This is a genomic window from bacterium (assembly GCA_030647005.1).
Taxonomy (GTDB): Bacteria; Patescibacteriota; Patescibacteriia; order JACPHY01; family JACPHY01; genus JAUSKG01.
In genome coordinates this window covers 23560-35770 of record JAUSKG010000025.1, presented here as the reverse complement: position 1 = coordinate 35770, position 12211 = coordinate 23560, and the positions used below count along the sequence as shown (strand labels likewise).

Here is a 12211-nt window from a genome sequence, read left to right as displayed (position 1 = left end):
GCGGCGGTTCCCGTCTGTCCTCCTCCATGCCTCCGCTGCGCTCCAGCACTTCGTCGAACAGACGGCTATACGAAATGTCGCTCCTCCGACCCGCAGACGGCTCGTCGTCCCACCACTTCGCATAGCCGCCGCGCATTGTGCTGACACCGTACCAGATGGTGTTGCACTAGGAAGTTGAGGGGAAGTAGCATAAGTAGACATGGCGCGGTTTGCTTGATACGATCGAGGTGCGTACAGTTCGATGGATTGTTGGACGTTTTCCTGCGCTCTCAAGAGGTCTTATGAACGCCTACGAGAAGTACATCGCCTCCGATCCCAAGCAGTGCTGCGTTTGTCAGACGCCGTTCTCGGAGGTGCTCCCTGCGATCACTAAGGAGTTCACGGGCGAGCTCTACGCGTTCTGTTCTGAGGCATGCATTGAGGCGTTCGAGGCGGATCCGGAGAAGTACGAGCAGTTCGAGGATGAGAATGGGGAGGACGAAGGCACATAGCCGTATTCATTTGCAGTCATCAATCTATGGCGGGACAACCACAGGCCATCGTGTACTCAACGCCAACATGCCCATACTGCAAGATGGCGAAGGAGTACTTTGACGAGAAGGGCGTGACGTACGAGGATGTTGATGTCGCAGCGGATCCCGGCCGCGCGGATGAGATGGTGAAGAAGTCGGGTCAGATGGGCGTTCCGGTCATTGATATCGGCGGGACGATCATCGTGGGGTTTGACAAGACGAAGATCAACGCGACACTCGGCCTTTAGGGCCGAGTGTCTGCGTATCGCTCTATGCAACGCATCCTCCTCATTGCGGCGACGGTGCTCTTGCTCGGTGGCGGGTGTGTCCAGCAGACACCCACCACCGGCGGTGATCTCGAAGGCGACATACTTGTAGTTCCTGAGGAACCGTCGTTCGTATGCGCGCAAGATGCGAAGGAATGTCCGGACGGCTCCTTCGTGAGCCGTACTGCGCCGCCGTCGTGCGCCTTCGCGGCGTGCCCGGAGGTCGCAGCATCGGCACCAACCCCCGCACCGCAACCCGTGACGACGCCCGAGCCGACGCGGGAGGTTGCGCCCCGAGCACCCGCACCGTTTGCCGTCTCAAGCCCCGCGTTTGCATACGGCACTCCCATCCCCATGGCGTACTCATGCCAGGGGAGCAACACGAATCCACCGCTCGCGGTGAGCGGTGTTCCGGAGGGCACGAAGTCGTTCGCGCTCACGTTCGTTGATACCGATGGGCAAGTGGGCGGTTTTACGCACTGGGTGCTCTGGAACATCCCCGCGACCGCGACGACCATCGCTACGGGCAGCGTTCCATCGGGAGCGGTCCAGGGTGCCATTGAGGATGGTGAACGGCGTTATTTTGGTCCTTGTCCGCCACCCGGAACACACCACTACGTCTTCACGTTGTACGCATTGGATACCGTGTTGGACCTCCCGGGTACAACGAATCGTGCAGGGCTCGCGAGTGCCATGCGCGGCCATACCCTCAAAGAGGCACAGACCATGGGGACCTACACCTACGTAGAGTAGGGGACTACGCGAGCGCGACGGCTCCGCCGCGTCCGCGGAGGAAATCGTCACCGCGCATCGGTGGCTTGCCTTCTGGCTGGACGCGATCCAGGATGAGAACCTGTCCATCGCCACAGATGACGCTGAGTGTTCCTGGTGATGCGGACGTTGCCACATGCGTGGCGAGTACTTTGAGACGCTTGTCGGATGGCTCGGTGACCCAGGTCCCGGGCCATCCTTCGTAGGCGCGTACCTTGCGCTCGATGACCGTAGCGGACTCGGACCAGTTGATGTGGCCGTCCTCACGGGAGAGGAGGGGACAGGTCGTCGCACGAGCATCGTCCTGCGGTACGGGTGTCAGGGTTCCGTTGAGGTACGCCGTCAACGAGCTTAGGAGGAGTTTGGCACCCTGTTTCGCGAGTCGCTCCTCCATCTGCGAGCGCGTCGCATCTGCGGGGAGGGGAGTGGCCTCCTGCGCGAGGATGGGGCCGTGATCCATCTGCGCATCAATGCGCATGACCGTCACACCGGTTTCCCGATCGCCCGCCGCAATCGCCGCCACAATCGGTGATGGGCCGCGCCAGCGTGGGAGGAGCGACGGGTGGAGGTTCACATACCCGTGCGGTGGGATGTCCAACGCATCGCTCGCGATGAGGCGACCGTACGCAACAACCACCACAACATCCGGCGCGAGCTCGCGGATGATCTCGGTGAGCGCGCCCTTTGTCTCGGGTTGCCACACGCGCAGTCCGTGCTCTCGCGCCCACCGCGCAACCGGCGGTGCGGTTTCCCGGTGTCCTCGACCAGCCGGCTTATCCGACTGCGTGACAACACCAAGCAGTTCGCAGACACCTCCCCCCGCGAGCATCTCCAAGCTCGGCAACGAGAAGTCCGAGGTTCCAAGGAACAGGCAGGTTTTACGGGGTGTTGCCATAGGTGGGTACACGAAGTCGTCGCGCGCGACGAGGGGGTCATATTTTTACCATTCAGACGTTCGGAGTATCCTGTTCGGGGTCGTAATCCATGACGTGCTCGGCCTTGTCAACGAAGAGGATGCCGTTGAGGTGGTCCACCTCGTGCTGGTAGATGCGCGCCACGAGCCCTTTGGCCTTGCGGACGATGGGATTGCCATCGAGGTCGAGTGCGCGAATCGTGCAGGTTTTTGGCCGTCGCACGAGGCCAAACTTCCCGGGAACGGACAGACAGCCCTCGGTATCGGTCTCCTTGCGGATGGAGTGTCCCGTGATGACGGGGTTGATGTAGACGCGGGTCTTTGTGCCCTCCTGCACCACGATGATGCGGTGGAGTTGGCCCACCTGGATGGCTGCGATACCGACACCATCCTTCACGCGCATCGTCTCCACGAGATTTTCAACGAAGCCCTCGCGCTTCAGGCGTTCGAGGGTCGCTGCGTCCACTTCCTGCGCGCGTTCGCGGAGGAGGGGATGGGGGTTTACGAGGACGGGGAGGAGCATAACGCTACGCGTGGAGCTTTGTGGGATCGAGGGTGCCCGTCCAATCCGCGGGAACGTCCTTGACGATGCGAGCGATCGTGTCGTTTGCGACATCGGGGGTCATGCGGACGAGAATGCTCGTCGTGCGTCGTTTGTGAACGATGCCGTACTCGTACGGACCATCAATCGCAAGCACCGTACCATGGTACCGCGTTTTGAGCAAGTGGATGAGTGACGGTGCGTCATCAGGATTGACCGCATCGAGGCGGAGGAGGCGCGTCTTCGGCGGGTAGTGCAGTGCCGTGCGTTCCGCGAGCTCGGCGCGGTAGAAGTCCGTGAGCGGTCCGCGGAGTGCCTGGAGTGCCGGATGGTCGGGAAGTGCGGTCTGCACGAGGAGCGATGCCTTCCAGGTGCTCGCCCATACCGCGATGCTCCGGAGTGCCTGGAGGAGTTGCTCCGTTCCACGGTAGTCATCGCCACGGACGTAGCGTTCGGCATGGAGGACGGCGACGAGGTGGATGGGGTTCCGGAATAGGGGTGCGATGGATGTCGTGAATCGCTCCGACGCAACGATGATATCTGCGTGCTCCGGTGGCGCATCGGGTTGGTCGCGATCCACCTGCGTGATCACCGCGTCCGGGTACAACGTGCGGAGGAGATCAACGATGCCCTGGGTGCCGATGGACTGGAACCCGAGCTGCGGCGATTGGCACGCGGGGCAGAGCAGTGCGGGTTCGTCTGTGGTTCCACACACGCGACACCGGTACACGGGACCGAAATCCGTGAGTGCCGTGGTACACGTTGGACACTGGAGCGTGGTGCCGCAGTCGCGACAGACCACGCGACCCATGCGTCCGCGTCGGTTATGGAGGATGAGGATGCGTCCGCGAGCGTCGAGTGTCTCGCGGATGGCATCGTGGAGCTCGTGCGTGAGGAGCCCAACCCCGCCACCCTTCCAGAACTGATCGAGACGAGCAATGCGGAGCGCCAGCGGCTGCGCGCCGAGATCCACGCGTTTGCGCGCGACCACCCAGTCCGTCGTGTTCGGGGCAGGGGAGAGGAGGAGGCGCGGGAGATTCCGTGCGACGGCAATCCGTTGCGTGATCGTACGCGCATCGTACCGCGGGTGCATGTCCTCCTGCTGGTGGTCATCCTCGTGGGCGAGATCCACGATGATTGCGCCAAGGATCGGGGGTGCGAAGCACGCGCCGGCACGGGTGGCGAGCACGCAGACCGGTCGGGTGCGGGCGCGCACGTACGCGGCCCACTGTGCACGTTTGCCATGCTGCGCAGGATCGAAGACCACGAGTGGTAGGTCGCGGAGCTCATGCGCGAGACGCTGCAGCCACGCGCGGTGCGGCGTGATGATGAGGATGGTTTTGTGCCCGTCGAGCACCGACCGTGTATATGCACGGAGCAACTCGATACGTTGCTCATGGTTCGAGAACACCGCGATGGTGTCGCCAGCTCCCTGTGCGAGCGCGGTCGCATCGTGCGGTGTCGTGCTGCGCGTTCCTCGTCCAGGTGATGGCGGATGTTTGTTATACGACGCATCAAAACTCACGGCCCCCGTCAGCGGGGGAGCGGGCAGCACGAGGTACGCCGCCGTGGCGATGGAGACGCCATGGAGCGCTGCGATGTCTTCGACGCTCTGGATCTCATCATCCGTGAGTACCGCATCATCGTTCACCGCGAGGATGTCACGCGCGCCGGTGATCGGTGGAGCGGTCGTGTTCGTGCAGATGCCCCAGAGTCGTTTCGCGCGAAACGGGATACGGACAAACGCACCGCGCGCGATACGCGGTGCGAGGTCCTCAGGAACGCGGTACGTGAACGCCCCTCGGGCGTCCTTGGGCATTCGTAGGAGCGGGACGACATCGACGTACAGACCATGAGGTGTCGTTGCATCGGAGAGAGGAATATAATGCGTCGTAATATGTACCTTTTACGTCACATGTCTTGTTTCCTCGTCATCTCGAGCGGAGCGGAGCGAAGTCGAGAGATCTCACGGGTACCGTGGTGCGTCATTGTGAGATTTCTCGACTTCGTTCGCCCGTGCGCTCACTCCGCTCGAAATGACGCAAAAGTACACGCTACTCCGCCACAAAACGGCCTGCGACTTTATCCTTGCGTACGGACGCTGCCGGAAACAACCGGCCGTTCATGGAAACGTATACGCCGAGTGGCGCGACCTGCACGTAGGCCAGTGCGGCTCCGAGGTTGAAGAGTCCATCCGAGCTGCCAAACGTGTAGGGCACCATCGCACCGGTGAGTATGATCGTTTTATCCGAAATACGTTCCGCAATGTACCGCGCGGTCTCCGGCATGGTATCGGTGCCGTGGGTAATGATAATGCGCCGCTCGTCGCTCCGCTTGCAGTGGTCTGCAATGATGCTCCGATCATCATCCGTCATATCCAAACTATCTATGAGCATGATCGTGCGAATCGCTACCGGAACCGTTGAGCGGCCGAGCGCAAGCATTTCCTGTATGTGTGTTTCACGAAACTCAAGCGATCCGTCCAACTCGTTATACTCCTTATCGAACGTACCGCCGGTGACGAGAATGCGTACCCCCCCCCTGTGCTCCTCGCTTCATAGCTTTTGCGTCGTATAATAATGTATCAGCGCGCATCTGCGTCATCTGCGCAGCGATCTCATAGCAAGTAGTTCAACGGGTTCACGGGGATGCCGTTCAGGCGCACCTCAAAGTGGAGGTGGGCACCGCTCGTGAGGGATCCGGCACCGCGAGTGCCAGGTCTGCCGCCAACGCAGGCAATGGGGTCTCCCCTGTCCACATAGGTTCCCTCTTGCACCTTGAAGCAGGAGACGTGGCCGTAGACCGTTGAGAAGCCGCCTGGGTGCACGAGCATGACGTAGCTGTAGCCCATGCCGTTATCTTTTGTCTTCGCGACGTAGCCGGGGGCCGGTGCGACGATCGTACTCCCCTGCGCCGCACGGATGTCCACGGCAGGATGCTCGAAGATGTGCCGGTAGGGATACTCGGGATCATGGAAGTACGCGGTGATGCCACGGTTGGGCACGGGCCAGGAGAAGGCCACGCGGCCGAGCGCGCCGAAGTGCTCGTCAATGCGTTCGAGCTTCGCCCGGACGGCGTTCTCGAGTGCGACGATCTCCGCGTCAATGGCCGCAACCTCGGCCTTGAGGTCTCTGATGATCTGCTGGTAGCGCTGCTCGTTGCTCCAGGTGGTTGTGAGGAGCTGCTGCTTGGTGTCCTGCTCCTGGTTGAGTGAGGCCTGTTCGTCGCGGAGCTCCTCGTCCAGCGCGGTGAGCTCCGCATTGCGTTCCGCGAGTGCGCGATCATCGGCGGTGAGCTGCTCGCGCTCAAATCGTACCGCCGCGAGGATACCGCGGAGGTGCTGTTGGACCTGCGCGAGTTGGTTCCGCTGTGCGTAGTACGCACCGACGGAATCTGATGCGAGGACGACGTGCATCTGCGGTCGGGCATCCGCCGCGCGTACCTCGGTGAGGAGCGCGGCGAGCATCCTCCGGCGTTGCTCGACGTTCGTGCGCGCCTCATCGAGCGCGATGGATGTCGCGGTGATCTCCAACCCCACCTGCTCACGCTCCACCTGCACGCGCTCGATTTCAAGCTTCTGCCGCGCGATGCGATCATCGAGTGTACGCAGCCGGTTCGTGAGCGATTGCGCGGTCCCCTGTGCCTTCTGGATAGATGCACGGTAGCGTTCAATCTGTGTCTGGATGTCCTCAAGGCGGTTGGACTTGGCGTCGATCGCCTTGTTGAGGTCGAAAATTTCTTTCACCTCGGAGCTCTGCTCCGCAGCGAGGACACTCGACGATCCCACGACAATGCAGGCCACCGTGGCGAGCACGGCAGCTGCACGTCCGTAGGCAGACCACCTAGGTTCCCTGTTCAATGGCATACGTGATTCTTCGCAATGTCTCCTCTCTGCCAAATAACCACGCGAGGTCAAATGGTCCGGGGGATGCCTGCTTACCGGACAGGGCCACGCGCATGGGCCAGAGCACCTCGCCATTCTTGAGTCCCCTCGCCGCAATCCACGCCTTCACTGTCTGCTCGAACGCCTCCGGCGTCTGCGGCCACTCCCCTATCCCGTCGAGGAGATCGGCGATGCCCCGGAGGTTCTCCTTGGCTCCTTCCAACGAGTGCTCCTTCCACGCGAGCGTTGCCTCCTGCGCATAGGGCGCAAAGTACCACTGCGGGAACGCATCGAGCCGCTTGAGTCGTGGTTGCTCGAGCTCCACCGCACGGAGGACGAAATCCGCCGTCGCATTGCTCGTGTCCATGCGCGAGCGGACGAGGTCTGCGAGCGCTGCGGGGTCCATGGTGCGGATGTACTCCCCGTTGAACCACTCGAGCTTCTCAAAGTTCACGTGCGCGGGAGAGGGGTGAACTTTCGTGATCTCGAAACGCGCGATGAGTTCTTCCTGTGTGTAGATCTCCTGTTCACCGCTTGGATTCCATCCGAGGAGCGCAACGAAGTTCACGAGCGCGTCGGGGAGGCACCACTGGAGGTACTGCGCGACGTGCGTGTCGCCGTCGCGTTTCGAGAGTTTCCCCTTTGCACCCAAGAGCACCGGTAGGTGCGCGAACTCCGGCATCTCCCAGTCGAATGCATTGAAGAGGAGGTGGTGCTTGGGGAGTGACGGGAGCCACTCGCTGCCGCGAATGACGTGCGTCGTCTCCATGAGGTGATCGTCCACGACGTGCGCGAGGTGGTACGTGGGGAATCCATCGGCCTTCTGGAGCACAAAATCGTCGAGCGTGTGCATGGCCACCGCGATCTCGCCGTGGATGCCATCGAAAACAACGACACGGTCTTCATCGTCGGGGATGCGGAAGCGTACGACACTCCCCTCCTCCGCAACGTCGGTGCGTGTGCGACACTTCCCGTCGTACATCGGCGGGAGTTTTTGCGCCGTGAGCTGCTCGCGGAGTTCCGTGAGTCGTTCCGCCGAGCAGTCGCATCGGTAGGCCTTTCCCGCGCTGAGGAGCTGCGCTGTAGCATCGTGGTAGTGCTCCAAGCGTTGCGATTGAACGTACGGGCCGTATGACCCGCCGACATCCGGTCCCTCATCCCAGGTGATGCCCACTGCGCGCAGCTGCTCCATGAGTCGATCGGCACTGCCGGCTACGGTGCGTGACTGATCGGTGTCCTCGATGCGGAGGTAGAACACGCCACCCGTATGCTTCGCGTAGAGGTACGCGTAGAGCGCGGTGCGGAGGCCTCCGAGGTGGAGCTCGCCGGTTGGTGAGGGGGCGTAGCGGGTGCGAACCATAGGACGTGCGATCATGAGGTGCGCAAACGGACCGTGAGGCGCGGGAGTCGGACGCGCTGGAAGCGCTCCGCAACGACGACGAGTGGGAAGATGACCGCGGCATCAAGGACACGACGGAAGCGCCACGGTTGGCGGGCAACGCGCCAGAGCCACTCCAACCCGAGTCGTCGCATGAGCGGCGGAGGACTCTGTACGGTTCCGCAGAGGTAGTCAATCGCCCCACCAGTACCCACGATGATTCGAGCATTCTGGAACGCATCTCCGTTGCGGCAGATCCACTCCTCCTGTGCCACGCCGCCGACGTTCATGATGATGCACGCGGGCTGCTGGTCATTCACTGCGCGCACCATCGCGGGATCGAGCGATGCGCGAGGATCAACGGTACCGTATGCGGCACGGAGCTTGGGCCAGTGCTGCTCGATGGTCTTCCGGAGGACGTCCGGCATCGTGAGGCCGTCTGTGCGGAGCAAGAACGTCACCGCGAGCCCGCGCTCCTCCATGGACGCGCAGAGGATCGGGAGCATGTCGGTGCCCGTGAGTCGCTGTGCCCGACCGTACCCGTTCCACCAGAGCGCGCACGCGATGCCAAATCCGTCTATCGTCACGAGGTCTGCGGTGTGGAGGAGGTTCCCAAAACGCGGGTGCCGCCATCCCGCGAGTGCGATCTCTGGATTGAGTGTGACGATACGCCGCAGGTGGTTTCCCGCGAGCGCACGCTCGATGAACATACTGAACTCCACGGTGGAGCACCGATCCACTGGTGTCCCAAGGACCTCCGCGCGTCCGGTTCTCCCCCACTGGCTATCGCGCGGGCGCGTAGGTGGCGGAAGGACGGGGCGAACCCGAATCCTGCTCGGAGTTCGGAATCGTGTGACGCGGCGGTTGATTTTCTTTCCGGTGTGCTTCATACCTTGCTCACCCCTCGTCATTTCGACCGAGTGAGTCCTCACCTCCCTCCCTCGTCATTTCGACCGAGTGAGTCCTCGAGCGAGTGGAGAAATCTCATCCAACAGTATAGGCAACATCCTACTACTAAACGAGATTTCTCGACTCCGCTCCCGCTCCGCTCGAAATGACGAAAGGGGCATGGATGGGTCTCATCTCTTCTCTCCAGTATGGCCGCTTTTTTCTCCTTTGACAAAAAACAGCTCGATCGTTGTTGACAACCACTGACATTCGTGCTATCTTCAAGGCAACGGGGTGATGACGATGTCACATTTGAATGAACTATGCAGAACTTCACGTACAAAGCGCAGGAAGCGTTGCAGCGTGCGTCGCAGATCGCCGCGGAACGCGGACACCAGCAGGTGGATGTCATCCACCTCATGGTTTCGCTCCTCACGCAGGAGCAAGGGTTGGTGACGGCCGTGCTCCAACGGCTGGATGTTGACGTGCGCGACATGCGTCGCCGCATCGAGGGCGAGCTCAATCTCTTGCCGGCGGTACGCATGGCGCCATCCGGAGGTGTTGGACAAATTTTCGTCACGCCAGAGCTCAAGGGCGTCCTCGATCGCGCCGCGGAGGAAGCGCGCAAGCTCAAGGACGAATACATCTCCACGGAGCACTTCCTCCTCGCGATGCTCGAGGTGCGCTCCCCCATCCGCACGCTCCTCACCGAGCTCCATGTGGAGCGCGAGGCACTCCTCAAGGTGCTCGCCGATGTCCGCGGCACGCAGCGTGTGGACTCGCCGGAACCGGAGGCCACGTACCAGGCACTCGAGAAGTACAGCGTGAACCTCACGCAGCAGGCGCGGGACGGCAAGCTCGATCCCGTCATTGGCCGTGACTCGGAGATTCGCCGCGTCATGCAGGTGCTCACGCGTCGCACAAAAAATAATCCGGTCCTCATCGGTGAGCCAGGTGTCGGGAAAACCGCAATCGCGGAGGGTGTCGCACAGCGCGTTGCGAAGGGCGACGTGCCGGAATCGCTCAAGGACAAGGAGCTCATCTCGCTCGACCTCGGGGCGCTCGTTGCGGGTACAAAGTTCCGTGGCGAGTTTGAGGAGCGGCTGAAGGCGGTGCTCAAGGAGATTACCGCGTCGGCGGGCAAAATCATCCTCTTCATTGACGAGCTCCACACGCTCGTTGGTGCGGGTGCGGCCGAGGGTGCCATTGACGCGGCGAACATGCTCAAGCCCATGCTCGCACGCGGAGAACTCCACGCGATCGGCGCGACGACGCTCAAGGAGTATCAGAAGCACGTTGAGAAAGACGCGGCACTCGAGCGACGCTTCCAACCCGTCCTCGTCGCGGAGCCCACGGTGGAGGACACGATCGCGATTCTCCGCGGCATCAAGGAGAAGTACGAGGTACACCACGGCGTCCGCATCACGGACAGTGCGATCGTTGCGGCCGCGGAACTCAGCCATCGCTACGTTGCGGATCGTTTCCTGCCGGATAAGGCGATTGATCTGGTGGACGAGGCCGCATCGGCACTCCGCATGGCCATCGAGAGCCAGCCGGAGGAACTCGACAAGCTCCAGCGGAGGATCATGCAGCTCCAGATCGAGCAGCAGGCACTCAAGCAGGAGAAGGATAAGGACGCGAAGGAGCGCCTGAGCGCGATTGACGGGGAGCTCAAGCAGCTCGAGGAGCAGGCGAAGGAGCTCGAGCAGCGGTGGCGCATGGAACGCGACCTCATCGCGAAGATGCGTGCATCGAAGACGACGATTGACGAGCTGCGCGCCGAGGCGGACCGCATGAGCCGTGAGGGGAACCTCCAGCGCGTGGCGGAGATTCGCTACGGCAGGATCCCTGAGCTCGAGCGGCAAATCCGTGAGCAGGAGCAACGTCTCGCAAACATCCAGGCCGCCGTGCGCGTGCTCAAGGAGGAGGTGAACGAGGAGGCCATCGCCGCGGTCGTTGCGCGGTGGACCGGTATCCCTGTCCGCAAGATGCTCGAGCAGGAAGCCGAGAAGCTCGCGCGCATGGAGGAGACGCTCGCGAGCCGTGTCGTGGGTCAGGAGGAAGCGATCCGCGCGGTGGCGAATGCCGTGCGCCGTTCACGCGCGGGCATCGCCGAGCAGACGCGCCCCATCGGGTCGTTCATCTTCCTCGGACCAACGGGTGTTGGGAAGACCGAGCTCGCACGCGCGCTCGCGGGCTTCATGTTCAATGACGAAGACGCCATGGTGCGCGTGGACATGTCCGAGTTCATGGAGAAACACGCGGTCTCGCGGATGGTCGGCTCGCCGCCCGGGTACGTCGGCTATGAGGAGGGTGGACAGCTCACGGAGGCGATTCGACGCCGTCCGTACAGTGTCGTGCTGTTCGATGAGATCGAGAAGGCCCACCCGGACGTGTTCAACGTCCTCCTCCAAATTCTCGATGACGGTCACCTCACAGATGCGAAGGGTCGCAAGGTGAACTTCAAGAACGCGATCATCGTCATGACCTCAAACCTGGGATCGGAGCTCATCCTGGAGGCCGGACGTGGCGCGACGCTCGGGTTCACCGATGGGGAATCCACGCTCCCGCCGGAGGAGCAGATGCGCGAGAAGCTCCAGGAGCGTCTCCGCGAGCGCTTCAAGCCGGAGTTCCTCAACCGCGTGGACGATGTCATCGTCTTCCACACGCTCGCACCGCAGCACCTCCAGCGCATCGTGGACATCCAGCTCGTGCGTATCGCGAAGCGTCTCCAGGACAAGAAGATCACCGTCGTGGTATCAGATGCCGCGAAAGAGCTCCTCGCGAAGCGTGGGTATGACCCCGCATTTGGTGCGCGCCCGCTCAAGCGACTCATCGAGAGCGAAATCCTCAATCCCCTCGCCCTTGAGATTATCAACGGGAACATCACCGAGGACTCCACGGTCCATGTGGACGTGGAGGAGGAGCACTTCGTTTTCCGGCCCGCACGAGAGGTACTTCAGGTGGAGGTGTAATACCGCAGCAATCCTTGTTTCAACTCAGCGAAAATCACGGGTTTCTATTGACAAACCCGTGATTTTTGTGTATACTACGATGTT

General features: G+C 61.9%; 11 protein-coding genes. 4 read left to right on the top strand and 7 right to left on the bottom strand.

Translation table 11 applies throughout. The annotated features are described in order from the left end of the window. Nucleotides 1-281 precede the first annotated feature (281 nt). Genes Q7S96_03470 through Q7S96_03460 form a run of 3 tightly spaced genes read left to right on the top strand, consistent with a single transcriptional unit; the run spans nt 282 to nt 1531 of the window. Nucleotides 282-491, top strand: coding sequence for a YHS domain-containing protein (locus tag Q7S96_03470; GenBank protein ID MDO8463306.1), 210 nt, complete (start codon nt 282-284; stop codon nt 489-491). Between the two features lie 26 nt (nt 492-517). Then, complete coding sequence (locus Q7S96_03465) at nt 518-760, top strand: glutaredoxin domain-containing protein (protein MDO8463305.1); 243 nt, start codon at nt 518-520, stop codon at nt 758-760. A gap of 24 nt (nt 761-784) precedes the next feature. Next, on the top strand, nt 785-1531 hold the full coding sequence (locus tag Q7S96_03460) for a YbhB/YbcL family Raf kinase inhibitor-like protein (protein MDO8463304.1): 747 nt from the start codon (nt 785-787) through the stop codon (nt 1529-1531). 4 nt (nt 1532-1535) lie between these two features. Here Q7S96_03460 and fmt read toward each other — a convergent pair whose 3' ends face one another. From fmt to Q7S96_03425, 7 genes are all read right to left on the bottom strand, one after another. Beyond that, nucleotides 1536-2444: a methionyl-tRNA formyltransferase gene (gene fmt / locus Q7S96_03455; protein ID MDO8463303.1), complete on the bottom strand. Its 909-nt coding sequence runs from the start codon at nt 2442-2444 to the stop codon at nt 1536-1538. 52 nt (nt 2445-2496) lie between these two features. Beyond that, nucleotides 2497-2985: a peptide deformylase gene (def, locus tag Q7S96_03450; GenBank protein ID MDO8463302.1), complete on the bottom strand. Its 489-nt coding sequence runs from the start codon at nt 2983-2985 to the stop codon at nt 2497-2499. A 4-nt stretch (nt 2986-2989) separates the two neighbouring features. Next, nucleotides 2990-4822, bottom strand: coding sequence for a hypothetical protein (locus Q7S96_03445; protein MDO8463301.1), 1833 nt, complete (start codon nt 4820-4822; stop codon nt 2990-2992). A 235-nt stretch (nt 4823-5057) separates the two neighbouring features. After that, nucleotides 5058-5531, bottom strand: a complete 474-nt coding sequence (locus Q7S96_03440; GenBank protein ID MDO8463300.1) for an asparaginase domain-containing protein — start codon at nt 5529-5531, stop codon at nt 5058-5060. An 89-nt stretch (nt 5532-5620) separates the two neighbouring features. Continuing rightward, entirely contained in the window at nt 5621-6868 is a 1248-nt protein-coding gene (locus Q7S96_03435) for a peptidoglycan DD-metalloendopeptidase family protein (protein MDO8463299.1), read from the bottom strand. Beyond that, nucleotides 6846-8246: a glutamate--tRNA ligase gene (gene gltX, locus Q7S96_03430; protein ID MDO8463298.1), complete on the bottom strand. Its 1401-nt coding sequence runs from the start codon at nt 8244-8246 to the stop codon at nt 6846-6848. The genes Q7S96_03435 and gltX overlap by 23 nt, the downstream gene beginning before the upstream one ends. Before the next feature lie 11 nt (nt 8247-8257). Further along, on the bottom strand, nt 8258-9154 hold the full coding sequence (locus tag Q7S96_03425; protein MDO8463297.1) for a WecB/TagA/CpsF family glycosyltransferase: 897 nt from the start codon (nt 9152-9154) through the stop codon (nt 8258-8260). Between the two features lie 321 nt (nt 9155-9475). Between Q7S96_03425 and clpB the strand changes: the two genes are divergently transcribed. Beyond that, the gene (gene clpB / locus Q7S96_03420) at nt 9476-12127 is read left to right on the top strand and encodes an ATP-dependent chaperone ClpB (GenBank protein MDO8463296.1); all 2652 of its coding nucleotides are present in this window, start codon (nt 9476-9478) and stop codon (nt 12125-12127) included. Nucleotides 12128-12211: the final 84 nt, after the last annotated feature.

Bases quoted from the DNA above. Each gene is read 5' to 3' on its own strand.
- Q7S96_03460 (MDO8463304.1), top strand. From the start codon at position 785: ATGCAACGCATCCTCCTCATTGCGGCGACGGTGCTCTTGCTCGGTGGC.
- Q7S96_03465 (MDO8463305.1), top strand. From the start codon at position 518: ATGGCGGGACAACCACAGGCCATCGTGTACTCAACGCCAACATGCCCA.
- clpB (MDO8463296.1), top strand. From the start codon at position 9,476: ATGCAGAACTTCACGTACAAAGCGCAGGAAGCGTTGCAGCGTGCGTCG.
- gltX (MDO8463298.1), bottom strand. From the start codon at position 8,246: ATGGTTCGCACCCGCTACGCCCCCTCACCAACCGGCGAGCTCCACCTC.
- Q7S96_03435 (MDO8463299.1), bottom strand. From the start codon at position 6,868: ATGCCATTGAACAGGGAACCTAGGTGGTCTGCCTACGGACGTGCAGCT.
- def (MDO8463302.1), bottom strand. From the start codon at position 2,985: ATGCTCCTCCCCGTCCTCGTAAACCCCCATCCCCTCCTCCGCGAACGC.
- Q7S96_03425 (MDO8463297.1), bottom strand. From the start codon at position 9,154: ATGAAGCACACCGGAAAGAAAATCAACCGCCGCGTCACACGATTCCGA.
- fmt (MDO8463303.1), bottom strand. From the start codon at position 2,444: ATGGCAACACCCCGTAAAACCTGCCTGTTCCTTGGAACCTCGGACTTC.
- Q7S96_03445 (MDO8463301.1), bottom strand. From the start codon at position 4,822: ATGCCCAAGGACGCCCGAGGGGCGTTCACGTACCGCGTTCCTGAGGAC.
- Q7S96_03470 (MDO8463306.1), top strand. From the start codon at position 282: ATGAACGCCTACGAGAAGTACATCGCCTCCGATCCCAAGCAGTGCTGC.